This window comes from Ramlibacter sp. AN1015 (assembly GCF_037726105.1).
Classification (GTDB): Bacteria; Pseudomonadota; Gammaproteobacteria; order Burkholderiales; family Burkholderiaceae_C; genus Ramlibacter.
In genome coordinates this window covers 501,947-528,376 of the sequence record NZ_JBBJUM010000001.1, presented here as the reverse complement: position 1 = coordinate 528,376, position 26,430 = coordinate 501,947, and the positions used below count along the sequence as shown (strand labels likewise).

Genomic DNA, 26,430 nt, shown 5'->3' with positions numbered 1-26,430 from the left:
GCAGAGCCGATGGACCATCACGAACCCAGCAATTTCGTCAAGGCGCGCAGCTCCGTCGTCTGGATCCTGGCGATCCTGGTGGCCTTCTCGCTCGTGTGGTGGATCGAGTCCACCAGCCGGGCCAACCTGATCGATGCGGGCTCCGGCAGCGGCGGCGCGCGCGCAGGGCGAGCCGAGATCGCCACCAGCGCCGACCTGCCGCCGCTGCCGTCGCCGCGCGCCCTCACGCCGCAGGAGCTGGAATGGGCACGCACCGCGTGGGCGTACTTCGAGGCCGAGGCCGATCCCGCCACGGGGCTGGTGGGGTCGGTGCAGGGGCACGGCGGGGCCACGCTCTGGGACATCGGCTCGCAGGTGCTGGCCACCGTCGCCGCGCGCGAGCTGGGCCTGGTGCCGCAGCGCGAATTCGACGCGCGCGTGCAGCGCATGCTGTATGCCCTGCAGCGCCTGCCGCTGCACGCCGGTGCGCTGCCGAACAAGTCGTACGACGTGCGCAGCCTTGCCATGACCGACTACGCCAACCGGCCGGTGCCCGAGGGGGTCGGCTGGTCGGCGCTGGACGTCGGACGCGGGGTGATCGCGCTCGTCACGCTGGCCTGGCGCGCGCCGGAGCACGCCGGCGCGGTACGCGAGGTGCTGGCACGCTGGGACCTGTCGCAGCTGGTGCGCGAGGGCGACCTGATCGGTCGAGCCGCGGGCGATAACGGCCATGCGGCCCAGCTCGTGCAGGAGGGGCGGCTCGGCTACGAGCAGTACGCCGCCCGCGGCGCCGCCCTGGTGGCACTCACCCCGGACCGCGCGCTCGACTGGCAGCGCAACCTGCGCCTGGTCGAGGTGCAGGGGGTGCAGTTGCCCGTCGATGTGCGGGACCCGGCGCAGTTCGGCGCGCAGAACTTCATCGTGAGCGACCCCTTCGTCATGGCGGGCCTGGAGCTGGGCTGGGACCGGCTGGGCCGTGAATTCGCCTGGCGCGTGCTGCGCGCCCAGGAGGCGCGCTTCCGGCAGACCAGCGTGCCCACCGCGGTGACCGAGGACCACATCGACCGGGCTCCCTGGTTTCTCTACAACAGCGTCTTCAGCGGCGGGCAGCCCTGGGCCACGGTGACCGAGGACGGCACCGCGCATCCCGAGCTGCGCACGCTGTCCGTCAAGGCCGCCTTCGGCTGGCATGCGCTCTTTCGCACGGCGTACACGCAGCGCCTGGTGGAGGAGGTCGCCGCACTGCACGAACCCGGCAAGGGCTGGTACGCGGGCCGCTACGAGCAGGACCAGGTGCCCAACCGCGCCATCACCACCAACACCAACGCCGTCGTGCTGGAGTCGCTGGCCTACATCGCAGCCGGGCCGCTGCTGCGCTTCGACACGCCGGCGCGCATGAAAGGATCCCGATGAACGCACCGGATCGCCGCGACTTCTGCCGAGCGCTTGCCGCCCTGCCGGCGCTCGCCCTCGTACCTGCCGCGCGCGGCCAGTCGCGAGCCGATCCACTGATGGGCTCGCTGATGGGATGCCCGCCGGGCCCGCTGCCGGCGAGCAGCATGGAGCGCAGGCGCGGTCCGCTGGACGCGCGCGAGCAGGCCATGGCCCGGGTGTGCTGGAAGTATTTCGAGAACAACACCCAGCCCAGCGGCCTCGCCAACGCGGTCGACAACTACCCCTCGACGACGCTGTGGGACACGGCCTCGTACATGGCCGCGTTGCTGTCGGTGCGCGAGTTCGCCATCGTCACGCCGCAGGAGGTCGATCGCCGGATGGCGGCCGTGCTCGCGGCGCTGGAGCGGCTGGAGCTGTTTCGGGGCGAACTGCCGAACAAGGTCTACCACGCGCAGACGCTGGCCAAGGTGGACTACACGAACAAGCCCGGGGAAGTCGGCTTCTCGGCCATCGACATCGGGCGCATGCTGATCTGGCTGCGCATCGTCAAGGAGCGGCTGCCGCAGTTTGCGGACGCCGTCGATCGTGTCGTGCTGCGCTGGAACTTCGATCGCGTGATCGACCGCAGCGGAATGATGTTCGGCGCCCTGATCGACAAGGACGGCAAGACGCAGTATGTGCAGGAGGGCCGCCTGGGCTACGAGGAGTACGCAGCGCGCGGCTTCGAGCTCTGGGGCTTCGTCACCGAGCTGGCGGCGCGCGCAGAGCCCTACGCCACCGCGCCGATCTATTGCGTGCAGGTGCCCTACGACGCGCGCGATCCGCGCAAGTACCAGCAGCACAACTATGTCGTCACCGAGAGCTATGCACTCGACGGCATCGAGTTCGGCTGGGACCGCACCTTCGAGCGCGGGCCGCAGCGCGGGCGCGCGACGCATCCCTGGATGAAGGAATTCGCCGACCGCGTCTACCAGGCGCAGGAGAACCGCTTCGCGGCCACCGGCATCCTCACCGCGCGCTCGGAGCACCAGCTCGACGTCGAGCCCTACTTCGTCTATGACACGGTGTTCAGCGACGGCTACGCCTGGAACACCATCACCGACACCGGGCGGCACGTGCCGCAGTTCGCGGCCATCGCACTCAAGGCTGCGTTGGGCATGTGGGCGCTCTGGAAGAGCCCTTACACCGAGCTGCTATTCGACACCATCGCACAGCGCTTCGAGCCCGATCGCGGCTACTACGAGGGCATCCTCGAGAACGGCAAGGGGCCGATCAAGGCGTTCACTGCCAACAACAACGGGATCATGCTGGAGACGCTGCTGTTCAAGCAGCAGGGCCCCCTGCTGCAGTGGGGTCCCGAGCGGCAGGGGCTGTGGGAGCGGCGCACCCAACCCTATGGACCCGACGCACGCACCCGGCCCAACGCGTCGCCGGGCCAGCCGCGATGAGCCCCGCGCACACCCCGGCGGGCATCGCACGACGGCTGCTGTGGCTGCTGCTGGTGCTGTCGCTGGCCTGGGCCCTGGCCGCATGCGGTGTCGCCGCACGCCAGTTCGAGCGCGCTGCCGATGCGGCCACGCACGTCGGCGACTTCGGGCGCAGCGGGCGGCTCACGCCAGAGGAGCGCCTCTGGGCACGCACCGCCTGGCGCTACGTCGAGAACAACACCGATGCGACGACCGGTCTGGCGAACGGCAGCGACCGGCGTCCGGTGGCCACCATGTGGAACGTCGCGGACCAGCTGGCCGCGCTCGTCGCCGCGCGTGAGCTGGGCATCCTGGAGGCACGCGAGTTCGACCTGCGCATGTCGCGCCTGCTCGGCACGCTGGCGTCCATGGACCTGTCCGGCGGCGCGCTGCCGAACAAGGCGTACAACACCGCGACCGGCAAGATGGTGAACTTCGAGAACCGGCCCGCCGACATCGGCTGGTCGGCGCTGGACGTCGGACGGCTCATGACCTGGCTGCGCATCGTCGGTCAGCGCCACCCGGTGTTCCAGGAGTACGTGGACAAGATCGTGCTGCGCTGGAATTTCTGCCGCGCGATCAGCGACTGCGGCGCGCTGCAGGGCGCGTCGCGCGAGAAGGACGGCGCGCTGCGCACCTATCCCGAAGGGCGTTTCGGCTACGAGCAGCTCGCTGCAGCGGGCTACGCCGCCTGGGGTTTCGACAGCAGCGCCTCGGCGCAGCTGCCGCCGCTGGAGTGGTTCAACGTGCAGGGGCTGCCGGTGCCCTTCGATGCGCGCGACCCGCGGACCACCGGGGTGCCGGCGCCGGTGCTCACCATGCCGCACGTCTACCTGGGCATGGAGTTCGGTTGGGACCCGCCGGGGCCCGTGCCGTCGCAGCAGCGGCTGCGCGCCATCGCGCAGCGCATCTTCGAGGTGCAGAAGCTGCGCTGGGAACGCGAGCAGGCCTTCACCGCGCGCACCGACTACCAGACCAGCGAGGCGCCCTACGTGGTGCTCGACGCCGTCTATGCCGCGGGCTACCCCTGGAACACGGTCGGCATCGACAACAAGGAGGTCCCCAAGCAGGCGCTGGTTGCCACCCGCGCCGCCTTCGGGCTGTGGGCGCTCTGGCCCGGCAACTACACCGACCAGCTGCTGGCAGCGGTCAAGCACCTGCACGATCCGAACCGCGGCTGGTACGAGGGCCGCTTCGAGGCCACGGGCGCGCCGCACGCCCACGTGACGCTGGCGACCAACGCCGACGTGCTGCGCAGCCTGCTGTTCAAGGTCAAGGGCCGGCTGTTCGAGCCGGACCAGCCCCGCGGGTATTTCCAGCGGCAGACCGCCAGCCCATTCCAGCGCACCGATCGGTGCCTGCCTCGTGAACGCCCGGCGTGCCGGGCCCGCGACTGACACGCCAGGCATGGACGCGCCGTTCGTACCCCGTGCGAACGCTTCGGTCTGGACCTATCCCGACACCGGCTCCGCCCGCGACCTGCGCATCGACTTCATGCGCGGTTTCGTGTTCGTGCTGCTGTTCACGGCGCACTTCGATTTCTATTCGTGGATGTCGCTGTTGGCCTGGGAGCGCGTAGGCGTCGTGTCGTCCGCGGAGACCTTCATCATCCTGGCCGGGGTGGTCACCGGCTCGGTCTACGGCAAACGGCTGCATGCGCAGGGCCTGTCGGCAACGACCACCAAGCTGTTCGAGCGCGCCTGGACCCTCTACAAGCTGGCGTTCTTCGTGGCCGCGTCGGTGTCCTTGCTGCGTCTCGTGCCGGGCCTGGATCTCGCGGCGCTCACCAGCTTTCGCGACCCGGTGACCAACACCGTGTACCCCCTCTACCCGCCGGTGGGCGACGGGTTCATGAGCAACCTGCTGCATGTTCTGCTGCTGCAGTCCGCGCCCCACCAGTTCCAAGTGGTGGGCCTGTATGTGGTGCTGTTCCTGCTCACGCCGGCGATCTTCTGGGCGCTGGCTCAGGGCCGCACGCCGCAGTTGCTGCTGGTGAGCTGGGCCGCGTGGGCGCTCAATTATTTTGCAGTGGAGGCAGTCCCGGGGACGGCCGAGCTTCGTGTGACCGGCGCTCAGTTCGAGTACGCCTTTCCGCTGCTCGCGTGGCAGCTGCTCTTCGTGCACGGCGTCGTGGCCGGCTTCCATCGGCGCCGCATCCTGCGTTTCTTCGGCACGCAGTTCGGCAACTTCATCGCCACTGCCTGTGTGTTCGCCGCGGTGGGCTTGGCACTGTTCTCCTGGAACCACCCGCTGGACGAACTGCCCGCCTGGGCCCGGCTGGAATGGATTGCACCGGACACCTTCCGCGCCTGGTACGCGCGCTGGTTCCTCAAGTACAAGCTCGGTCCCGGGCGGCTGTTGAACAACGCGGTGCTGCTGGTGGCGGTCTACGTGGTCCTCACGCTGGCCTGGCGGCCGATCCACCGGGCATTCGGATGGCTGTTCCTGCCGCTCGGGCAGGAGTCGATGTACGTCTTCTTCGTGCACATCTATCTCATCCTTGTGCTGAGCCAGTGCACGTTTCCCGTGGGGGAGCATGTATGGCTCGCGACCGCCGTGCACATCGGTGCGCTCCTGGCAGCATGGTGGCTGGTGAAAAAGCGCATTCTGTTCCGGTGGATTCCGCACTAGCGCGCGACGCGCGTCACGCTGCTGCCCGCGCTTGGGCGGGCGGTGCCTGCGGCGGCGCCACGTCGCGCGACGACGCACCGGACAGTGACGCCGCGTCGTCCTGCACCAGGTGGATCGTGCGCGTCGGGAAGGCGAATTCGATGCCGCGCGCGGCAAGCTCGCGCATCAGTCCGAGGTTCAGGCGCTGCTGCGCGTCCATGTACAGGTTGTAGGCCGGGCTCAACACGAAATAGACGACCTCGAAATCGAGCGAGCTGTCGCCGAACTTGAGGAAATGCGCGCGGTCGAAGCGCAGGCCCGCGTCGGCTTCGACCAGACGCTTGACGATGTCCGGAATGGCCGCGGCGTCGTCCGGCGAGGTGCCGTAGGTCACGCCGAAGTTGAACACGATGCGCCGCTCCTGCATGCGCCGGAAGTTCTTGACCGGCTGCTTGAGCAGATCGGTGTTGCTCACCACGATCTGCTCGCCGCTCAGGGCACGGATGCGCGTGGTCTTGAGGCCGACGTATTCGACCGTGCCCACGCCGGCGTTGCTGCTGATGAAGTCGCCGACCTCGAAGGGCTTATCGACCACGATGGCGAGCGAGGCGAAGAGGTCGCCCAGGATGTTCTGCACCGCCAGCGCCACCGCGATGCCACCGACGCCCAGGCTGGCGACGAAGGCCGTGATGTTCACGCCGAGGTTCGACAGCACGGCCAGCAGCACGACGGCCCACAGCACCGTGCGCAGGAACCAGGTGAGCAGGGTGCCGGAGGCGCTCAGCTGGGTGGTGTTGCCGTGGTGGCGCAGCTCGTAGTTGCGCACGCCGACCTTGATGCCGCGCGTGATCCACAGCCCGAGCTGCAGGGCGATCGCGACGAACCAGAACTGGCCCAGGCGCGAGGTCCAGAGGGGCCCCAGCTCGGCCACTTCGATACCGATCAGGATCGCGGTGACCAGCAGCAACCAGCGGTTGGTGCTGTCCAGGACGTTGACCAGCACGTCGTCCATCGGGGTGGTGGTGCGGCTCGCAATGTGGCGCAGCCGCCCCGTGACGAAGCGCAGGCCGACCACCATGGCCGTGTAGGTGGCGGTGGCCACGACCAGCGCGAGACCGATATGGAACAGGGTGATGCCGACGAGGTGTCTGGCGGAGAGCCAAGCGAAGAGTTCTTGCATGGGCCGTACCGTACCAGAGCGCGGCCGCAGGCCCGGACCTCGCCGGCCTCCGGCGGGCGGTGGCGCAGCAGGTCAGGTCGTGCCAGATTCCAGAGCGTTTTGGTTGCAATAGCTCCATCGGGCCCTTCCTCGGCTGGGCTGTGCGGCCCACGGAAAGCTCGGCGGCACTCACAATAGGAAACATGGTCCGCGTGCAGTGCGCCGCGGCAGATCCAGCCAGCAACCGATCGCAGAGCACCGCATGAGCGCCCCGCACTCTTCGTCCAGACGCCCGCCGATTCCGATCCTGTCCTATCACCAGACGGACATGGTGCCCCCGCGCGGCACGCCACACCGTGAACTGGTGCTGCCGCCGGCACGCTTTGCGCGGCAGATGCGCGCGCTCGCGCGTATCGGCTGGCGCGGGCTGTCGATGCGCGACCTCGAGCCCTACCTGCGCGGCGAGAAGGTCGGCAAGGTAGTGGGCATCACCCTGGACGACGGCTTCCTCAACAACTACCACCATGCCCTGCCGGTGCTGCGTGAGCTGGGCTTCACGGCGACCTCCTTCGTGGTCAGCCAGCAGATCGGCGGCCACAACGAGTGGGACCGCCCCGCGGGCGTCGAGGTCAAGCCGCTGATGGATCTGCAGCACCTGCGCGAGTGGATGGATGCGGGGATGGAGATCGGCGCCCACACGCGCAACCATGCCGACCTGCTCACCTGCAGCGAGGCGCAGGCGGTCGATGAGATCGCCGGCAGCCGGCACGAACTCGAGGCGCTGCTGCAGGTGCAGGTGCGCAGCTTCTGTTTTCCCTACGGCCGGCTGCGCGACGAGCACGTCGAGATCGCCCGCGCGGCCGGCTATGCCACCGCGGCCACGTCCGACAACTGGCGTGTCGGGGCCGACGCCGACCTGCTGCGGCTGCCGCGCATCTCGGTGTGGCTCTCGACGCCGCTGCCGCTGCTGCTGGCGAAGGTTGCGACCGGCTATGAGGAGTGGCGGCACAACCCCATCCTGCGGGCCATGCTGGGCCGCAAGCCGGTCAAGACCGCAGCGCTCGCACACCCGCCCGTGCGCGAGCCGATCAGCTGAGGCCGGTGGCCCCGCGGGCTGCAACGGACCCACGGGCTCCGGCGCGGGCGGCAGGTTTCAGGCCACGCGCACGCGCGGCGCCGCCGCAGCCACCTTTTCAAGCACCGCGCGCGAACGCCCACGCGGACCCGCTCAGCCGGTCGCCCGCATTCCGCCACGCCGCAGGCTACGCACCACCGGCCGCAGCGCTTGCAGCAGGGGTGAGCTGCGCAGCCATTGCCTGGCCGAGGCATGCGCGCCGACCAGCGCGGTAGTCAGTGCCGGCCGCGTGACCCAGCCTTCGACCAGCGGCATCGCGCAGTCGGCGAAGCTGGGTTTGTAGGCATCGTCCCCCTTGCCCAGGTCGAGCAGGGTGCAGCCCTCGTCCGCCGCCGCCTGGGCCACGCGCAGCAGCAGCTGCGCGCCCGGCGAGTGCCGCGCCTGCGCAGGTTCGTAGACCGGAAACCACCAGTGCCAGCACTGCCGTGAGCGCATGCCCAGGTGGGCAGCCACCAGCGTGTCGCCGGCCCAGAGCGCCGAGAGGCGCCCGGCGAAATGCGGAAGTTCCGTCTGCCAGATGCGCTCGACCAAAGCCCTCGTCCAGGGTTGCGAGAAGAAGTCGCTGACGCCGGTGCGCCGGCACTGTTCGGATTTCAGGCGCAGTACGGCGTCGAACACCGCGCGGTCGCGCACCTGTGCCTCGAAGCGCAGCGGCCCGACCTCGCGCGCCATCTTGCGGGCCTTGCGGTCGAGCTCGGCGATGCGCCGTCCGCCGCCATCCAGGCGCCGTTGCCGCCAGGCCGAAAAGCCCGCGGACAAATCGAGGCCGGGAGAGCAGGCGTGAGCAAGCTTGTGCCCGGCGGGAGCCTGGCCCTTCGGCAAGTGGTCGAAGCGCCAGAAGGCGAGCTCGCAGCTGTGCAGCAGCTGCGACCAGTCGATGGACGTGCCGGGCGCGCAGACCACGCCATGGTGGTCGGACAGGCGGCCGCCGACCGGGCTGCCCATGCTGCGCCGGCGCTGGTGCGGAAAGAACCCGCGCACACCGCGACCGTCTTCGAGCACGGCAATGCGCACGTCGTCGCGAACGGCGGAGACGGCCTGGGTGAACTCCGGCGTGAAGTAAGGACTGCTGAGCTGGGGGCTGGACTGCTGCAGTTGGAGCCAGGCGTGGTGGGTGCCGGCATCGATCTCCTCGGCGGAGATCACGGAGATCCTCATCGATAAGCCTCCCTGTCGTTCGAAGCACGACCATAAGCGCTCTCGACGAGCTTGTGTGCTCTGCCGCAAAAGTTTTCGTCGGCGAGCAAATCAAGGGCCGGCGCGCGGCAGGCGCTCGCGCCACCACTTGCGCCGCTCGTTCAGGCGCTCGAACGGGAACAGGCTGCCGAGCGCACCGCCGATGGAGGAGAAGTTGTTCATCGAGCGCAGGGCCTCCAGCGCGAACTGCTGGATCACCAGGCGCTCGCTGACCTCCGGTCCCTCGTTGATACGCGACAGCGCGTGCATCACGTACAGGCCCAGCAGCGCGGAAAGCGCGAACAGGAACTCCCAGTGCGCGAAGGTGACGATCGCCACTTCGCCCGCACCGCCCGGGGTGGCCCAGCGCACCACCGTCGAGAACGCGCTCGCCTTGAGGGTCTGGGCCAGCGCGCCGGCGGCAATGGGCGCCAGGCCGCCGGCAACTGCCGTGACCAGGCCGATCGCAGCGAGATAGGCCGTCCCCTGTCCCTGCGGCGCCAGCTTCAGCCCCAGGTTGCCCGTGGCGAGGCCGATGCCTCCGGTGGCAACGCCCATGACGAGGTGGATGGCGGTGAGCAGGGCGAGCTGCCAGGCAGCGCTGCCCACCGCGTCGGCGAAGACCAGGGCGATCAGGCTGGCGAAATACACCGGCAGCACGACGGCCAGCACGCTCTTGTTCGACAGCCGGTCCGACAGGCGGCCCCAGAGGTACAGCGTGAGGGCATTGGCGAGCTGGCTCACCACCCACAGCTGCGTCACCGTGACGACCGGATAGCCGCGCTGGCGGATCAGGTAGACGGTGAGGAACGGCGCCGCCACGTTGGCCGCTACGGCCCATGCCCCCATGAAGATCAGCAAGCGCCGGAAATTGCGGTCGCGAAATGGCGCGGCGAGCCGGCTCATCAACTCATTGGCGGGACCGGCGGGGTGCATCACCGGCTCGGGCGCGCGCGCGAGCCACCACGAGCTGACGAAGCCGGCCAGGCCGGCCAGCCCGAACGCGAGGCCGTACGCGTGCAGCGGTTGCGAGAAGGGTGCGCGGTCCACCAGCATGCCGGCCGCCAGGGTGCCGATGCAGGCTACCAGCGTGCCGAAGAACAGCCTGCGGGCGAAGAAACTGCCCAGCTCGCGCGGCGGAATGAGCTGGTGCAGCCACGAGTTCACGGCGCAACCGCCGACGGCTTGCAGCGCGGCGATCAGCACCTGTGCACCGATCAGCAGGCCCAGCGCCAGCGGCATGGACGCGAGGAAGGGCAGGACGGCGGTGAGCGTGATCACCACCCGCGCGCACGAGATCGCAAGCACGCCGATGAGCCGTCGCCGGCGCACCCGCTCGATCAGCAGGGTGGCGGGCAGCTGCGCAGCCTGCGCCAGGAAGGGGATGGCCGAAAGCAACCCGATCTGAAGCGGCGTCGCACCGAGCGCGAGTGCGAACGCCATCAGGATCACGCCGCCGGCGAAGGCGCCGGTCAGGCTGGCCCAGGCGAGGTCCTGTACCAGCGCCCGCTGGCCGGCGCGCAGATCGGCGGCGGAGATGTCGGGTACGGGCCCGAGCCAGTCGCGCATCGGGTGCCCGTGCTCAGAGGCCGCGCGGCTGCAGATGCTCCCAGGCGCCTGTTGCGCGCACGCTGCGCGCAGCGCCTACGAACCCGTGGAAAACGAACCAGCTTCCGGACATGCGCAAGGAATCTCCCCTCCCCCGGGCCGCGCGACGGTGGCAACCCCTTCGGGGAAACCTACCAGAAGGCCCCGCGCGCAGGTGTAAGGCGGCGCCGCTCCCGCGCCGCTGCAGATTGCCGCGGGCCGCGCCAGCCGCACGCGACAAAGGCCCTGGACGCCCTAGACGCCCTGCACGCGCAAGGCGGCCGCCGCCAGCGCCGTCATGTTCACGATGCGCCGCACCGTCGCCGACGGCGTGAGCACGTGCACCGGCGCCTTCGCGCCCAGCAGCATCGGGCCGACCGTGATGCCGTGGCCGCCCGTCATCTTCAGGACGTTGAACAGGATGTTCGCCGCGTCCAGCGTGGGGCAGATCAGCAGGTTGGCCTCGCCGGAGAGGGTGCTTTCCATGAGGCTGGACGCGCGCACCTCCTCGGACAGTGCGGCGTCGCCCTGCAGTTCGCCGTCGCACTCGATGTCGGGTGCGCGCTGCACGAAGAGGTCGCGCGCACGCCGCATCTTGGCGGCCGAGCCGCGCGTGGACGAGCCATAGTTGCTGTGCGAGAGGAAGGCGACCTTCGGCGGGATGCCGAAGCGCTGGACCTGCGCGGCCGCCATCAGGGCGATGCGCGCGAGCAGATCGGCGTCGGGGTCCTCGTTGACGTAGGTGTCGGCGATGAAAAGCGTGCGGTCGGGCAGCATCAGGCCGTTGAGCGTGGCGAAGGCCGGCTGCTCGTCGGCGGCGCCGATGACCTGGCGCACGTGCTCCAGGTGGTGGTCGAAGCGTCCCACCATGCCGCACAGCATCGCGTCGGCATCCCCGAGGTGCACGCCGAGGGCGCCGATCAGGGTGTTCGAGCGTCGCACCGCCGACTTCGCCGCTTCAGGCGTGATGCCGTTGCGGCCCATCAGCCGGTGGTAGGCCTCCCAGTACTGGCGAAAACGCGCATCGCTCTCCGGGTTCACGCATTCGACGTCCTCGCCGAGGCGCAGCCGCAGGCCGGCCTTGAGGATGCGCGCTTCGATCACCGCCGGGCGGCCGATCAGGATGGGATGGGCCAGCCGCTCGTCGATGGCGAGCTGGGCCGCGCGCAGCACGCGCTCGTCCTCGCCCTCGGCGAAGGCGACGCGCTTGCGCTCGGACATGCGGGCGGCCATGAAGACCGGCCGCATGATCATGCCGGTCTGGTAGACGAAGCGGGTGAGGCCCTGGGTGTAGGCCTCGTAGTCGGTGATCGGCCGCGTGGCGACGCCGGACGCCTCGGCCGCGCGTGCCACGGCCGGTGCGATGCGCAGGATCAGCCGCGAATCGAAGGGCGTGGGGATGATGTAGTCGGGCCCGAAGGACAGTTCCTTGCCGGCATAGGCGTTGGCCACTTCCTCGCTGATGTCGGCCTTGGCGAGCGCCGCGATCTCGCGCACGCAGGCGAGCTTCATCTCCTCGGTGATCTTGGTCGCGCCGCAGTCCAGCGCGCCACGGAAGATGTACGGAAAGCACAGGACGTTGTTGACCTGGTTCGGATAGTCCGATCGGCCGGTGGCGATGATGCAGTCGGGCCGCGCGGCGCGCGCCAGCTCGGGCCGGATTTCCGGCTCGGGGTTGGCCAGCGCCAGGATGATCGGCCGGTCCGCCATGGTGACCACCATCTCGGGCGTGAGCACCCCGGCGGTGGAGCAGCCCAGGAACACGTCGGCGTCGCGCACCACGTCGGCCAGCGTGCGTGCGGAGGTGTCCTGGGCGTAGGCAGCCTTGGATTCGTCGTAGCCGCCGGGGCGGCCCTGATAGATCACGCCCTTGGAATCGACCACGAAGATGTTCTTGTGGGCCACGCCGAGTCCGACCATCAGGTCGAGGCAGGCGATGGCGGCGGCGCCTGCGCCCGAGCACACCAGCTTCACCTCGCCGATGCGCTTGCCCACCAGCTCGAGCCCGTTGAGCAGCGCGGCGCCGGAGATGATCGCGGTGCCGTGCTGGTCGTCGTGGAACACCGGGATATTCAGGCGCTCGCGCAGCTTGCGCTCGATGGTGAAGCACTCGGGCGCCTTGATGTCCTCGAGGTTCACGCCGCCCAGCGTCGGTTCGAGCGCGGCCACGATCTCGACCAGCTTGTCGGGGTCGCGCTCGGCGAGCTCGATGTCGAACACGTCGATGCCGGCGAACTTCTTGAACAGGCACCCCTTGCCTTCCATCACCGGCTTGGCGGCGAGCGGGCCGATGTTCCCGAGCCCGAGCACGGCCGTGCCGTTGGTGATCACGCCGACCAGGTTGCCGCGCGCCGTGTAGTCCGCCGCGAGCGAAGGATCGGCTTCGATGTCGAGGCACGGATAGGCCACACCGGGCGAGTACGCCAGCGACAGGTCACGCTGGTTGGACAGCGGCTTGGTCGGGTTCACGGCGATCTTGCCCCGGCCGGGGTTGCGGTGGTAGTCGCGCGCTGCATCGCGCAGTGCCAGTTCGGCCTGGGACGTGGGTTCTTTCATGAGGTTCCTTTCTGCGCCGCCGGCACGGGCGGCCGTGTCTCCAGGGGACAGCATATCCGGGCGCGGGACCCTGCCAAGCTCGGCTTCGGGCGACCTGGTTCGCGCCGGCACCGGTGTGCGCTGCCGTGCGCTGCGCCGCGCTTGTGGTTGCGCGCGCAACCAATGCGTCTAGAATCCGGCCGATTCGCCTGCCACCGTCGTCGTGCACCGCAGCCTGCCTTCCCCCCGTCGCGCCCAGACACCCGCCGCACCGGCCGGCGAGGCCGCGCCGCGGCTGGACCACACGCTCACCTGGCGCATGCACACGCTGCACAAGCTCACCGACCAGGAGAGCCTGCGCCGATACCCCGCCGAAGCGGGCCTGTCGCTCAGCGACGGGCGTTGCCTGGGTGCCGTCGGGTCCTTTGGACCGCTGTCGGTGAACGAGCTCGCCCAGAAGGCCAACCTCAACAAGGGGCAGGCGAGCCGTGCCGCGCAGTCGCTGGTCGAGCAGGGCCTGGTGCGCAAGGCCGATGCGCCGCACGATGGCCGGGGAGTGCTGCTGAGCCTCACGCCCGCGGGCCGCAAGGCCTTCCGCCGCACCATGGGCCTGATCGCGCGGCGCAATCGCGAGATCTTCGATTGCCTCAGCAGCCGTGAGCAGCAGTTGCTGGCCGATCTGCTGGACCGCCTCATCGAGCATGCGCAGCACAGCGCGCAGCCGCCGGCGGCAGCCGATCCGGGCTGACCACCTGCACGCCCCGCCTCGCCCCGCTCCGCCACTCCGCGCCATGCACCAGCCCAGCACCGAACCGCGTCCCTCCCTCTACTACCGGTACCGGGTCCACGCACCGTGGCTGCCCTCGGCCGACGCGCGCGCGCAGCGCTGCACGGTGGCGATCGTCGGCTCCGGCCCGGCCGGGCTGGTGTGCGCCCTTCAGCTCGCGCAGCTGGGCGTCGCCAGCACGGTGCTGACCTCCGAGCTGCAGGTCTCGCAGGGCAGCCGCGCCATCGTGTTCACGCGCCGCACACTGGAGATCCTGCAGCAGGTGGGCGTGGCCCAGCGGGTCGCGCAGGAGGGCCTGTCGTGGCGCTTCGGCAACTCGTACTACCGCGGCCAGCGCGTCTTTCGCATGGAGGCGCCGCACGACGAAGACGAGCGCTGGGCCCCCATGACCAATCTGCAGCAGCAGATCCTGGAGGAGTTCCTGCTCGACGCATGCGCGCAGCAGCCGCTCATCGAGCTGCGCTGGGGCAACCGCGTCTGCGGCATCGAGCCGCAGCCGGACGGCGCAGTGCTGCAGGTGGACACGCCCGAGGGCGAGTACGCGCTGCAGGCGGACTGGGTGGTGGCCGCCGACGGCGGCCGCTCGGGCTTGCGCTCGGCCCTGGGCCTGCAGATGGAGGGGGCGTCGTACGAGGGACTTTTCGTCATCGCCGACATCCGCATCGACCTGCCGTTCCCGACCGAGCGCCGCGCCTACTTCGATCCCGACTGGAACCCCGGCAACACCATCCTCATGCACCGCGAGCCCAAGGGCATCTGGCGGGTGGACTACCAGCTGTCCGCCGGCGAAACGCCCGAGGAGGCCCTGCAGCCCGCGTCGATGCGCCAGCGCATCGACGCGCAGCTCGCCATGGTCGGCCACGCGGGCGCGCCCTGGGAGATGGACTGGTGCTCGGTCTATTCGGCGCGCACGCTGACGCTGCCGCGGTATGTGCACGGGCGTGTGCTGTTCGCCGGAGATGCCGCGCACCTGCTGCCGATCTTCGGCGTGCGCGGCGCCAACACCGCATTCCAGGATGCGCAGGCGCTGGGCTGGCAGCTGGCGCTGGTGGCGCGCGGCATCGCCGGGCCGGCGCTGCTGGACAGCTACAGCGCCGAGCGCGTGGGTGCCGCGCGCGAAATCATCGACGAAGCGGGCAAGAGCACGCGCTTCATGGCGCCGCCCAGCCGCGGCTTCCGGCTGTTGCGCAACGCGGTGCTCTCGCTCTCGCTCACGCAGGAGTTCGTGCGGCCGCTCTACCACTGGCGCACCTCGCGTCCGCACGCCTACACCGACTCCGCGCTCAACGCGCCCGGCGACGACGACCACCTGTTCACCGCCGGTCCTGGGCACGGGGCGCCGCCGCGCAACGTGCGGCTCGGGGCCGACGCCTACCTGCTGGACATTCTCGGGCCGTGCTTCACGCTGCTGGTGGCCGTGTCCCGCGTCGCGGACTCGGCGCTTGCGGGATCGGTGCAGGAGGTGGTGGCTCGGTGGCGCGCACGCGGACTGCCGCTGCAGGTGGTGGCCGTCGGAGCGGAAGCCGCACCCGCAGATGCCGAGCTCGCGCTGCCCGACGAAGACGGCCGCCTGCGCGCGTGCTGGGGCATGGAGGGCGAGCGCGCCGCCTACCTGCTGCGGCCGGACCAGCACATCTGCGCGCGCTGGCTGGCGCTGGACGCCTCGCGCCTGGACGCCGCCTTGCGCGCCGCCGTGCCGCAATGAGGAAAACCGCATGACGACACCCCCGGAACGCACCCTTTCGATTTCCGAGCTGGAGCAGGTCTACGATCGCCTGGCCAGTGCCATCGACGAAGCAGGCGCCGAGCGCAGCGAGCTGTTCCTGGTGAAGCTGGCCCTGCTCAATGCCCAGGCGCTCGGCGATGCCGAGCGCTTCGAATCCCACGTGAAGGCCGCACTCGCGGACCTTTGACCCGCCGCATTTCCTGGAGAGACCCGCATGACCGCATTGAACGAAACCCACGACCCGAAGCTGCGCAGCTGGGTGGCCAGCGCGCAGGCGCCGGGCTGCGACTTCCCGCTGCAGAACCTGCCTTTCGCCGTGTTCCGCCGCAAGGGCGGCGTCGATGGCTTCCGTGCCGGCGTGGCCATCGGCGACCAGATCGTCGATCTGGCGGCCGTGGCCCGCGCCGGCCTGTTCACCGGCGCGGCCGGCGAGGCGGCGCAGGCCGGCGCGCAGGACAAGCTCAACGCGCTGATGGCGCTGGGGCAGGCGGCCGCCAGCGCGCTGCGCCTGGCGCTGTCGCGGGCGCTGCGCGAAGGCTCGCAGCAGCAGCAGGCGCTGCAGGCCTGCCTGCTGCCCCAGGCCGAGGCCGAGTACGACGTGCCCGCACGCATCGGCGACTACACCGACTTCTACACCTCCATCCACCACGCCAGCAACATCGGGCGCCAGTTCCGCCCGGACAACCCCCTGCTGCCCAACTACCAGTGGGTGCCCATCGGCTACCACGGCCGCGCCTCCAGCATCCGTGTGTCGGGGCAGTCCTTCGTGCGCCCCTGCGGCCAGCTCAAGCCGCCGGGCGCCGAGCAGCCCCAGCTGGGCGCCAGCAAGCGCCTGGACATCGAGCTCGAGCTGGGCATCTTCGTGGGCGCCGGCAACCCGCTCGGAGAGCCGATCCCCATGGCCGAGGCCGAGGACCACGTGTTCGGCATCTGCCTGCTCAACGACTGGTCGGCCCGCGACATCCAGGCCTGGGAATACCAGCCGCTGGGTCCGTTCCTGGCCAAGAACTTCGCCACCACCGTGTCGCCTTGGGTGGTGACCCTTGAGGCGCTCGCGCCCTACCGTGTCGCCTTCGAGCGGCCCGCGAGCGACCCGCAGCCGCTGCCCTACCTCGACTCGCCCGACAACCGCGCGGCAGGCGCCTTCGACATCCAGCTGCAGGTGGAACTGCAGACGCCGCGCATGCGCGAGGCGAGCCAGCCGGGCGCATCGATCTGCCGCACCAGCTACCGGCACGCCTACTGGACGGTGGCGCAGATGGTGGCCCACCACACGGTCAACGGCTGCAACCTGCAGCCCGGCGACCTGTTCGGCAGCGGCACGCTTTCGGGCCCGACCATGGACCAGGCGGGCGCGCTGATCGAGCTGACCGAAGGCGGCAAGAAGCCGCTGCAGCTGCCCGGCGGCGAGCAGCGCACCTTCCTGGAGGACGGCGACACCGTCGTGCTGCGCGGCTGGTGCGAGCGCGAGGGGGCGGCGCGCATCGGCTTCGGCGAGTGCGCCGGCACGGTGCTGCCCGCCCGCGCCATGTCCTGAGCCATATCCCGAGCCGCACGATCGCCTACCATCACGAGTTCCGCAGTCCGATCCCGAGTGAGACGCCGATGACCTATCCCAACACCCAACTCTTCATCAATGGCCAGTGGCAGGACGCTGCCGAAGGCCGCACCCTGGCGGTGTTCAACCCCGCCTCCGGCCAGGAGATCGGCCGCGTGGCCCATGCCAGCCGCGTCGATCTCGACAAGGCGCTCGAAGCTGCCCAGAAGGGCTTCGAGACCTGGCGCGACATGACCGTTGCCGAGCGCGCCAAGATCATGCGCAAGGCCGCCGGCCTGATGCGCGAGCGCGCCGAGGCGATCGGCCGCCTGATCACCCAGGAGCAAGGCAAGCCGCTGTCCGAGGCCAAGGGCGAAGCGCTGGCCGCCGGCGACATCATCGAGTGGTTCGCCGACGAGGGCTTCCGCGTCTACGGCCGCCTGGTGCCGTCGCGCCACAACATCGCCATCCGCCAGATGGTGCTCAAGGACCCGGTCGGACCGGTGGCGGCCTTCACCCCCTGGAACTTCCCCATCAACCAGGTCGTGCGCAAGGTGGCGGCGGCGCTGTCCGCCGGCTGCTCGATGCTGGTCAAGGCGCCCGAGGAAACCCCGGCCGGCCCCGCCGCGCTGATCCAGGCCTTTGCCGATGCCGGCATCCCGCCCGGCGTGCTGGGCCTGGTCTACGGCAACCCGGCCGAGATCTCCAGCTACCTCATCCCGCATCCGACCATCCGCAAGATCACCTTCACCGGCTCCACCCCGGTGGGCAAGCAGCTGGCGGCCATGGCCGGCCAGCACATGAAGCGCGTCACGATGGAGCTGGGCGGGCATGCTCCGGTGATCGTCTGCGAAGACGCCGACATCGCACTGGCGGTCAAGGCCACGGCCGCCGCCAAGTTCCGCAACGCCGGGCAGGTGTGCATCTCGCCCACGCGCTTCCTGGTGCACGAGAGCATCCGCGACGAGTTCGCCCAGGCGCTGGCCAAGCACGCCAAGGGCCTGAAGGTCGGCGACGGCCTGGCCGAGGGCACGCAGATGGGCCCGCTGGCCAATCCGCGCCGCCTGAGCGCGATGGCCGACATCACCCAGGACGCGGTGCAGCGCGGCGCCAAGGTCCTCACGGGCGGCGAGCGCATCGGCGACGCCGGCAACTTCTGGCAGCCCACCATCCTCTCGGACGTGCCCCTGGACGCCAAGGTGTTCAACGACGAGCCCTTCGGCCCCGTCGCCGCGATCCGCAGCTTCAGCCGCCTGGAAGACGCCATCGCCGAATCCAACCGCCTGCCCTTCGGCCTGGCCGGCTATGCCTTCACCCGCTCGCTGAAGAACGCCGACCTGCTGGCGCGGCGTGTCGAAGTCGGCATGCTGTGGGTCAACATGCCGGCCATGCCGACGGCCGAAATGCCGTTCGGCGGGGTCAAGGATTCGGGCTACGGCTCCGAAGGCGGTCCGGAAGCCGTGGAGGCCTACCTCAACGTGCGTGCCGTCTCGGTGATGAACGCCTGATCGCGCCGAGCGCCCGGCTCGGTCCGGGCGCCTTCGTCGTCTCGACACCTCCCCGTGCCGGGGACCCGCTCCGGGTCGCTGCACGGGGTTCTTCTTTTGGGGGGCAGCCGGCAAGGGCGCACCGCACCCTGGCACCCCCACACTCGCGCAACCCCGCACCCGCAACGCCGCACCGGCAGTACCTGGTCATGCCGGAGTCGGATGCGATCACCCCAGCACCTGACGCCCTCGGCGACCCGGCAGCGGATCAGCCCAGCACCGTGCGCGCCGCCCAGGCATACAGCGGAATGCCCAGCATCAGGTTGAGTGGAAAGGTGACCCCCAGCGACAGGCCGAAGTACAGCGACGGATTGGCTTCGGGGATCGCGTGCCGCAACACCGCCGGCACGACGATGTACGAGGCACTGGCCGACAGCACCATCAGCAGCGCGGTGTCGGCGGCCGCCATGCCCAGCAGCCATCCCAGCGCCAGCGCGATCGCGGCGTGCACCAGCGGCGCGCCGACGGCATAGCCCAGGAGCACCGGCGAGCTGGTGCGCGCCGCGCTGAAATTGCGGGCGACCAGCAGGCCCATGTCGAGCAGGAAGAAGGCCAGCATGCCCTTGAACAGGTCGCCCGAGAACGGCTGCATCACCGCCTTGCCGGTGTCCCCGCTCAGGAAGCCGATGGCCATCGCGCCCAGCAGCAGCAGCTGCGCGCCGTCGGTGAAGGACTCGTGCAGGATCTTGCCGAGCGGCGTGCCCGTGCCGGGCCCGCCGCCGAAGCGCGCGAGCGCCGCGCCGCCTCCGGGCGACGCGACGACCGAGGCCGGTGCGCAGGCCCGCTGGCGCAGCATGTTGGCCAGCAGCACCGCCATGATGATCGCGGGAGATTCCATCAGCACCATCGCGGCCGCCATGTGGCCGCCGGGCGGCGTGCCCTGCGTCTCCAGGAACTGCATCGCGGTCACGAAGGTGACGGCGCTCACCGAGCCGTAGGACGCGGCCACCGCGGCGGCGTCGAAACCCGAGATGTGCCGGCGCAGGAAGGCATAGCCGATCGCGGGCACCAGGAAGGCCATCGCGATGGCGGCGAGCAGGCTCACGGCGACGGTGGCATCGAGGCCCGAGGCGTGCAACGCGAAGCCGCCCTTCAGGCCGAGCGCCATCAGCAGGTAGAGCGACAGGAATTTGGCGATCGCCGGGGGAATCTCGAGGTTGGAGCGCAGCGCGCCGGCGAGCACGCCGACGACGAAGAACAGGATGGCCGGATCGAGCAGGTTCTGCATGGCCGCGATCCTAGGCGGCATGCTGCACTGCGTAAAATCGATTCTTCGCCTTTGATCCATAGGGATATGCCTATGACCATGAATGTCACCTTCCGCCAGCTGCGCCTGTTCCTGGCACTGGCCGAGACCGGCAGCGTGAGCGGCGCCGCGCGGGCGCTGCACGTGACCCAGCCCACGGCCTCGATGCAGCTGCGCGAGGTGGCGCAGGCGGTGGGGCTGCCGCTGTACGAGGTGATCGCGCGGCGCGTGCACCTGACGGAGGCCGGCCGCGAACTGGCCCGCACCGCGCGCGCCATCGCCAACGAGTGGGATGCCTTCGGCCAGCACGTGGACGGCCTGCAGGGGCTCACGCGCGGGCGGCTGCGCGTGGCGCTGGTGAGCACGGCCAAGTACTTCGTGCCGCGCCTGCTCGGCGCGTTCTGCGCCCGGTATCCGGATATCGACATCTCGCTGGAGGTGCTCAACCGTGATGGCGTCGTCGCCCGCCTGCGCGACAACCTCGACGACCTGTACGTCATGTCGCAGCCGCCGGCGGACATCGATCTTGACGACGAGGTGTTCATGCCCAACCCGCTGGTGCTGATCGCCCGCGCCGGGCATCCGATGGCCGGCGCGCGCGCCCTCGCGCTGCGCGAGCTGTCTGCCGAGCGCTTCCTGCTGCGCGAGAGCGGCTCCGGCACGCGGATGGCCGTGGAAGCCAGCTTCCGCGCCCAGCGCTTCGCGCCCGCGCGGCGCCTCGAGCTCGGCAGCAACGAGGCCATCCGTGAGGCGGTCGCCGGCGGGCTGGGCGTGGCCGTCCTGTCCTGGCATGCCCTGCAGGACGGCGGCGGTGCGCAGGGGGTCACGGTGCTGCCGGTCCGGGGTTTTCCGATCGCTTCGCAGTGGCACGTTGTCAGCCCGCGCGGCAAGCACCTGTCCCCCATTGCACAGGTGTTCCTCGCCCAGCTGCGCGCGGCCGGTGCGGAGCGCGCCGCTGCGGCTGAGTTACCCCCAGTGCCTGTGCCCTAGCTTGTGGATAGTTGCCTGCATAACCCGCGGGAGCCCATGCGCCAGCGGGGCTCCCGAGCCTTGCTGAATTTTTAAGCGCCCGCACAGGTGGCGTGCAAGAGCGTGACGCTTCGCACGCGGGCGGCCTGTCGGTGCGCGCTGACAGGCCGGCGCGGTGCGGGCCGAGCGGAGCACCGCAGCGGCCGGGCCACCATGGGCCATCCATGCGATACAGGAGCGCCCCATGTCGAACGACACCACCCCCGATCCGCGCACCATGACCCGTGCGCCGGACGAGCCGGAGTTCGTGCAACCCGGCTCGGACATCCATGGCACGCAGGCGCACCAGCGCGTGCCGGAGGCGGTACGTCCCGGCGCACGCGAGATCCGCGAGCGGCCCGAACTGCCGGCAAATCCCGAGCGCACGGCCGCCGACATCGAGGACGAGGAGACCGACCCGGTGGGCAGCGGCACGCCGGCCGATCCCCATCGGTTCAGGTCGGATTCGGAGTTGCAGCGTGGCTGAGCGGCTTGCGTACCGCGCCGGCGGCGGGGTGCCCGCGCCGCAGCCCGTGCCGCCTGCAACCGACCAGCCGATCGAGCCGAATCAGACGCCATCGCCCCCTCCGCCGCCGCAGGTTCCGCCGACCGAAGGCGACACACCGCCGCCGCCACCGGTACAGCTGCCGGGCCAGCCGCACGCTCCGGAGCGGGTGCGCGAGGAGTGAAGCTAAGGCTGCGGAGCGGGTGCGCGAGGAGTGAAGCTAAGGCTGCGGGGCGCTCTGCATGAGCGCCGTTGGCACAAGGAAGCGCGGGCGCTGGCGCAGCCACCAGAGCTGCAACCCACCAGCAGCAGCGGGGGTCAGTCGCGCGTCACGCGCAGCAGTTCTTCCCGGGAGGTGATGCCCTCGGACACCAGCCGCTCGCCGTCGTCGCGCATGAGGCGCATGCCTCCGGCGAGCGCCGCGTCGCGTAACTCGGACTCGGCGGCCCGGTTGTGGATGAGGCCGCGGATGGTCTCGTCGGCGACCATCAGCTCGAAGACGCCGGTGCGCCCCTGGTAGCCGGTCTGGCCGCAGGCGGCGCAGCCCGGGCCATGGCAGTGCACGCAGAGCTTGCGCACCAGCCGTTGCGCCAGCACGCCGAGCAGCGACGAGCTGAGCAGGAAGGGCTCGACCCCCATGTCGGTGAGGCGCGTGACGGCGCTGGATGCGTCGTTGGTGTGCAGCGTAGCGAGCACCAGGTGGCCGGTGAGCGAGGCCTGGATGGCGATCTGCGCGGTCTCGTAGTCGCGGATCTCGCCGATCATGATCACGTCGGGGTCCTGGCGCAGGATGGCGCGCAGCGCCTTGGCGAAATCGAGGTCGATCTTGGCGTTGACCTGGGTCTGGCCGACGCCGGGCAACTCGTATTCGATCGGGTCTTCCACCGTCATGATGTTGCTGCTGTCGGCGTCCAGCCGCGTCAGCGCCGCATAGAGGGTGGTGGTCTTGCCCGAACCCGTGGGGCCGGTCACCAGGATGATGCCGTGCGGCTGCGCGACCAGCGTCAGGAAGCGCCGCAGCGTGTCGCCCGTCATGCCGACCGACTCCAGGCTGAGCTTGCTTTCGCTCTTGTCCAGCAGGCGCAGCACCGCGCGTTCGCCGTGCGCGCTGGGCAGGGTGGAGACCCGCACGTCCACCGCGCGCGTCCCGATGCGCAGGCTGATGCGCCCGTCCTGCGGCAGGCGCTTTTCGGCGATGTCGAGCTCGGCCATGATCTTCAGGCGCGAGATGAGTGCGGCATGGAGCGCGCGGTTGGGCTGCACCACTTCGCGCAGCGTGCCATCGACGCGGAATCGCACCGACGAATGGCGCTCGTAGGGCTCGATGTGGATGTCGCTCGCGCCGTCGCGCGCGGCCTGCGTCAGCAGCGCGTTGAGCATGCGGATGATGGGCGCGTCGTCGCTGTTCTCCAGCAGGTCCTCGACCGCAGGCAGCTCCTGCATCATGCGCGAGAGGTCAGCGTCGTTCTCGACCTCGCTCACCACCAGCGCGGCATTGGATTCGCCTTGCGCATAGGCGGCGCTGATGCGCTGGGCCAGCGCCGGCGGATCGATCTGCTGGAGGGCGCGCACGCGAAACTTGCGCATCACCTCGCTCCAGGCGCTGCCGGAGGGCGCGCCGGCATGCCACAGGGTCAGGGTGTCGCCGTCGTCCTCGAGCAGCAACTGGCTGCCACGGGCGAAGGCATAGGGCAGGGGATAACGGGGCATGGTGTCTTCAGGGCGCGATAGGCGCCCAGGGGGTGGACTGCGCCGGCAGGCCGTTCGACGGGGCGAGCGGGGTCACGACCGGAGCCGTGGTGACCGCGCGCTGCGCCGCTGAAGGACTGCCGCCGGGGACGGGAGTTCCCGCAGGCGTGATCATCGCGGGCGCCGGCACCACCACCGCCGCGCCCGGCACCACCGTGGCCGTCGGCGCGCTCGCGGGCGCCTGCGGCACGCCGGACTGCGGCGGCAGGGCTGCCGGCGCGGTGGGTTGCGGCGGGATGCCCGGTGCCGGCACCGACGGTGCCGAAGGCGTCGCGGGAATGAAGGGCGCCTTGGGCGCGCCCTCGGGCACGAGGACAGCCGGAGGCATCACAGGGGAGGCGTTGACCGGCATCACCGAGCTGGGCTGCGGCTGGGCCGCCTGCTGGTTCATGCGCATCAGCTCGTAGCGGTCGAGGGAGACGCTCACCGTGCTGCTGGCGTCGCGCAGCACCACGGGGCGCAGGAACACCATCAGGTTGGTCTTGCGCCGGCTGCGCGCCTCGCTCTTGAACAGGCGCCCGAGCACCGGCACGTCGCCGACGCCCGGCACCTTCTGCTCGTTGCCGGAGTACTCGTCCTGCAGCAGGCCGCCCAGCACCACGATGCCGCCGTCTTCGACCACCACGTTCGACTCGATCGAGCGCTTGTTGGTGATCAGGCCCGTGGGCGAGTTGATGGAGCCGGCCTGCACGCTGGACACCTCCTGGTAGATCTGCATGCGCACGGTGCCGTTCTCGCTGATCTGCGGCCGCACGCGCAGGGTAAGGCCCACGTCCTTGCGCTCGATGGTCTGGAAGGGGTTGACGGCGCCGCCGGTGCCGGTGTTGGCGTTGGTGAACTGGCCGGTGACGAAGGGCACGTTCTGGCCGATGACGATGCGCGCCTCTTCGTTGTCCAGCGTCAGCAGGTTGGGTGTGGACAGCACGTTGCCCTCGGCATTGGTCTCCAGGAAGCGCGCCAGCGCCGCCAGCACGAAGCGGCCGTCGATGTTGCGCACGAGCCCGAGGTTGATGCCCGCCGAGGGCAGCGTGGCACCGGAGGCGATGCCGGTCTGCAGGCCGATGATGTTGGCGCCGCCCACGCTGAAGTTGGTGCCCGCGACGCCGAACACGTTGTTGTTGGCGTTGCCCAGGATGTTCTGCCACTGGATGCCGAACTCGGCGGCCTTGTCGGCGTTCACCTCGGCGATCAGGCTCTCCACATACACCTGCGCGCGGCGCTGGTCGAGCTGGTCGATGACCCCGCGCAGCTGGCGGTAGATCGGTTCGGGCGCGGTGATCACCAGCGCATTGCTGGCCGGGTCGGCCTGGATCTGGCCGCCGGTGGCGGGCTGAGCGCTCGGTTGCAGGGCCGTCAGGGCGGGCGCCGCACCACCGACGCCGGCGAGCGTCGGACCTCCGGTGCCGGCCGCCGAGGTGGCCGGCGAGCCCTGGGCGCCGGCACTCAGGCCCACCGCGCCGGTGTTGGCGCTGGCGCTCGGCATCCCGGCGAGCGCCGCCCGCAGGATCACGGCCAGCCGCACGGCTTCGGCGTTGCGCAGGTACACCACGTGGATGTTGCCGCTGGACTGGTCGGACACGCGCTGATCGAGGCGTTCGATGATGTTGCGCACCAGGTTCATGCGCGCCGGGTTGGCCGCGCGCACGATCAGCGAGTTGCTGCGCGGCTCGGGGATGACCACGGTGGGAAACCCGCCGCCGGCGCCCACCGCGACCGCGCCGGGCGCGCCCGGGCTGCCCGGCACGCCGCCACCGCCGCCCGCCCCGGCGTCCAGCAGGCGCTGTACCACGGGTGCGATGTCGCTGGGCAGCGCGTGCTGCAGCGGGATCACCTCGACGTCGGTGGCGCTGGGAACGTCCAGCGCCGCGACGATGCGGGCGATGCGCTGCAGGTTGTCGGCGTAGTCGGTGATCACCAGCGAGTTGGTGCCCGGGTTGACGTTGATGGTGTTGTTGGGGCTGATCAGCGGCCGCAGGACCGGCACCAGGCTGTTCGGGTTCTCGTGCGTGAGGCGGAAGATCTGCGTGACGATCTGGTTGCCCGCCGGCGGCTGGCCCACCGACACCGGCGCGGCCTGCAGCTTGGCCTCGGCTTCGGGAACGACCTTGAGCAGGCCGGCGGATTCGACCACCGTGAAACCCGACAGGCGCAGCGACGCGAGGAACTGGTTCCAGGCCACCTGAGGACTCACGGGCTGTTCCGTGGAGAGCGACATGGTGCCGCGCACGCGGGGGTCCACCACGATGTTGCGTCCGAGGATCGCGGCCATCGTGCGGGCAACAGCTTCGATTTCCGCGTTCGTGAAGTTCAGCGTCACGGGCTCGGCGGAGGCCTGGCGCCGCGTCTGGCCCTGCCCTTGGGCCTGGGCCGGTGGCGGGCCGAGGACGGCGGCCAGCACGCCAGCGGCGACGAGGGTGAGGGCGGCGGTGCGGAGTGTGGACATGGCTTCAGCCTACGGTGATGATCGATCGCGCGCCATTGCGCCGGCCGATGATGTTGAGAAGGTTGGACAGCGCTGCTTCACGTTGCGGCGCGGCGCTCGCCTCGCCGACGAAGCGCAGGCGCGAGCCGACCCACTGACCCTGGCCCGCGAGTTGCAGGCTGCTGTCCGCAAGAGTGCTCAGCTGCAAGGTGGGTGTGGGTCCGCCCTCCAGGCTGAGGCGGTAGCTGCCCATCGGCCGCAGCGTGGTCAGGCGAGAAGCGAGGCCCATTGCCGAGAGTTCGGCCCGGCCGTCCACGAGCAGCCGTCCATCGTTCCAGCGCAGGGACAGGTCCTGCGTGCTCAGCTGCAGCTCGCCTTCGAGCTGCAGCGTGTTCCATGGGGTGCCCAGGCCGACCAGCAAGCCGGCGGGCCAGCGCGAGGGTGGTCCGTTGCGCACGTTCACGCGGGCACCGCCCCAGCGTGGCGCGACGCCCAGCAGGATCGGCTGCGGCGTGCAGCAGTCGGCGCCCAGGCGCAGCGTGAAGCCGCCCGGTGCCGGGCGCACCTGCCAGGCCAGTCGCGACGGCAAGGAGGCCCGGTCGCGGCTGCCGGCGCCGCCGGTCAGCACCACGTGGGCGGTTCCATTCCAGACGGTGCCGCGCGCGTTCTCGAGCAGCAGCTGGCCCCCGGTGGCCCGTTCCACCGCCGAGGCCACCCAACGCGCCGGTGCGAAAAGGACGAGGGCCAGCGCCAGTCCGGCAGCGGCGCCCAGCGCCGCCCAGCCCCAGGGGGCGCGTGCGGTGGGGACGGCGGCGGAGAGCGTGCGGGCCATGCGAGCTTGTGATGCCGGTGCGGGTTGCG

The 26,430-nt window shown here is 70.4% G+C and carries 21 protein-coding genes; 13 read left to right on the top strand and 8 right to left on the bottom strand.

The annotated features are described in order from the left end of the window. The first annotated feature begins 9 nt into the window (after nt 1-9). From WG922_RS02560 to opgC, 4 genes are read left to right on the top strand one after another with little or no spacing between them, the layout of a single operon-like run. Nucleotides 10-1,392, top strand: a complete 1,383-nt coding sequence (locus WG922_RS02560; RefSeq protein ID WP_340280412.1) for a DUF3131 domain-containing protein — start codon at nt 10-12, stop codon at nt 1,390-1,392. After that, nucleotides 1,389-2,822 carry a DUF3131 domain-containing protein gene (locus WG922_RS02555; protein ID WP_340280411.1) on the top strand — a complete coding sequence of 478 codons (1,434 nt, stop codon included), beginning with the start codon at nt 1,389-1,391 and terminating at the stop codon, nt 2,820-2,822. Before WG922_RS02560 ends, WG922_RS02555 begins: the two co-directional genes overlap by 4 nt. Then, complete coding sequence (locus WG922_RS02550; protein ID WP_340280410.1) at nt 2,819-4,237, top strand: DUF3131 domain-containing protein; 1,419 nt, start codon at nt 2,819-2,821, stop codon at nt 4,235-4,237. Before WG922_RS02555 ends, WG922_RS02550 begins: the two co-directional genes overlap by 4 nt. Before the next feature lie 10 nt (nt 4,238-4,247). Further along, entirely contained in the window at nt 4,248-5,471 is a 1,224-nt protein-coding gene (opgC, locus tag WG922_RS02545) for an OpgC domain-containing protein (protein WP_340280408.1), read from the top strand. Nucleotides 5,472-5,484: 13 nt separating this feature from the next. On the opposite strand, the gene WG922_RS02540 is transcribed toward opgC, so the two are convergent. Then, complete coding sequence (locus WG922_RS02540) at nt 5,485-6,630, bottom strand: mechanosensitive ion channel family protein (RefSeq protein WP_340280407.1); 1,146 nt, start codon at nt 6,628-6,630, stop codon at nt 5,485-5,487. A gap of 241 nt (nt 6,631-6,871) precedes the next feature. Between WG922_RS02540 and WG922_RS02535 the strand changes: the two genes are divergently transcribed. Further along, nucleotides 6,872-7,705, top strand: coding sequence for a polysaccharide deacetylase family protein (locus WG922_RS02535; RefSeq protein WP_340280406.1), 834 nt, complete (start codon nt 6,872-6,874; stop codon nt 7,703-7,705). Nucleotides 7,706-7,837: 132 nt separating this feature from the next. Here the strand turns inward: WG922_RS02535 and WG922_RS02530 are convergent, their stop codons facing one another. From WG922_RS02530 to WG922_RS02520, 3 genes are all read right to left on the bottom strand, one after another. Further along, a complete protein-coding gene (locus WG922_RS02530) occupies nt 7,838-8,902 on the bottom strand; it encodes a GNAT family N-acetyltransferase (protein ID WP_340280405.1) in 1,065 nt (354 codons plus the stop codon). Between the two features lie 90 nt (nt 8,903-8,992). Then, entirely contained in the window at nt 8,993-10,489 is a 1,497-nt protein-coding gene (locus tag WG922_RS02525; RefSeq protein ID WP_340280404.1) for an MFS transporter, read from the bottom strand. 273 nt (nt 10,490-10,762) lie between these two features. Then, nucleotides 10,763-13,063 carry an NADP-dependent malic enzyme gene (locus WG922_RS02520; RefSeq protein ID WP_340280402.1) on the bottom strand — a complete coding sequence of 767 codons (2,301 nt, stop codon included), beginning with the start codon at nt 13,061-13,063 and terminating at the stop codon, nt 10,763-10,765. Between the two features lie 298 nt (nt 13,064-13,361). Here WG922_RS02520 and WG922_RS02515 point away from each other — a divergent pair, with 298 nt between their 5' ends. The 5 genes from WG922_RS02515 (at nt 13,362) to WG922_RS02495 (ending at nt 18,600) form a co-directional block, all read left to right on the top strand. After that, a complete protein-coding gene (locus tag WG922_RS02515) occupies nt 13,362-13,790 on the top strand; it encodes a MarR family winged helix-turn-helix transcriptional regulator (protein ID WP_340280500.1) in 429 nt (142 codons plus the stop codon). Between the two features lie 43 nt (nt 13,791-13,833). Continuing rightward, the gene (locus WG922_RS02510; RefSeq protein WP_340280401.1) at nt 13,834-15,534 is read left to right on the top strand and encodes an FAD-dependent monooxygenase; all 1,701 of its coding nucleotides are present in this window, start codon (nt 13,834-13,836) and stop codon (nt 15,532-15,534) included. Between the two features lie 10 nt (nt 15,535-15,544). Continuing rightward, a complete protein-coding gene (locus WG922_RS02505; RefSeq protein WP_340280400.1) occupies nt 15,545-15,742 on the top strand; it encodes a DUF2783 domain-containing protein in 198 nt (65 codons plus the stop codon). 27 nt (nt 15,743-15,769) lie between these two features. Beyond that, complete coding sequence (gene fahA / locus WG922_RS02500) at nt 15,770-17,092, top strand: fumarylacetoacetase (RefSeq protein ID WP_340280399.1); 1,323 nt, start codon at nt 15,770-15,772, stop codon at nt 17,090-17,092. 68 nt (nt 17,093-17,160) lie between these two features. After that, entirely contained in the window at nt 17,161-18,600 is a 1,440-nt protein-coding gene (locus tag WG922_RS02495) for an NAD-dependent succinate-semialdehyde dehydrogenase (RefSeq protein ID WP_340280398.1), read from the top strand. Nucleotides 18,601-18,847: 247 nt separating this feature from the next. On the opposite strand, the gene WG922_RS02490 is transcribed toward WG922_RS02495, so the two are convergent. Continuing rightward, entirely contained in the window at nt 18,848-19,867 is a 1,020-nt protein-coding gene (locus WG922_RS02490; protein ID WP_340280397.1) for a sodium-dependent bicarbonate transport family permease, read from the bottom strand. A 78-nt stretch (nt 19,868-19,945) separates the two neighbouring features. On the opposite strand from WG922_RS02490, the gene WG922_RS02485 reads away from it, so the two are divergent. The 3 genes from WG922_RS02485 (at nt 19,946) to WG922_RS02475 (ending at nt 21,582) form a co-directional block, all read left to right on the top strand. After that, on the top strand, nt 19,946-20,875 hold the full coding sequence (locus tag WG922_RS02485; RefSeq protein ID WP_340280498.1) for a LysR family transcriptional regulator: 930 nt from the start codon (nt 19,946-19,948) through the stop codon (nt 20,873-20,875). 223 nt (nt 20,876-21,098) lie between these two features. After that, nucleotides 21,099-21,380 carry a hypothetical protein gene (locus WG922_RS02480; RefSeq protein WP_340280395.1) on the top strand — a complete coding sequence of 94 codons (282 nt, stop codon included), beginning with the start codon at nt 21,099-21,101 and terminating at the stop codon, nt 21,378-21,380. After that, complete coding sequence (locus tag WG922_RS02475) at nt 21,373-21,582, top strand: hypothetical protein (RefSeq protein ID WP_340280394.1); 210 nt, start codon at nt 21,373-21,375, stop codon at nt 21,580-21,582. Before WG922_RS02480 ends, WG922_RS02475 begins: the two co-directional genes overlap by 8 nt. Nucleotides 21,583-21,716: 134 nt before the next feature. Here WG922_RS02475 and WG922_RS02470 read toward each other — a convergent pair whose 3' ends face one another. From WG922_RS02470 to gspN, 3 genes are read right to left on the bottom strand one after another with little or no spacing between them, the layout of a single operon-like run. Beyond that, a complete protein-coding gene (locus tag WG922_RS02470) occupies nt 21,717-23,108 on the bottom strand; it encodes a GspE/PulE family protein (protein ID WP_340280392.1) in 1,392 nt (463 codons plus the stop codon). Nucleotides 23,109-23,115: 7 nt separating this feature from the next. Then, entirely contained in the window at nt 23,116-25,590 is a 2,475-nt protein-coding gene (gene gspD / locus WG922_RS02465) for a type II secretion system secretin GspD (protein WP_340280391.1), read from the bottom strand. 4 nt (nt 25,591-25,594) lie between these two features. Then, nucleotides 25,595-26,401: a type II secretion system protein N gene (gene gspN / locus WG922_RS02460; RefSeq protein ID WP_340280390.1), complete on the bottom strand. Its 807-nt coding sequence runs from the start codon at nt 26,399-26,401 to the stop codon at nt 25,595-25,597. Between the last annotated feature and the right edge of the window lie 29 nt (nt 26,402-26,430).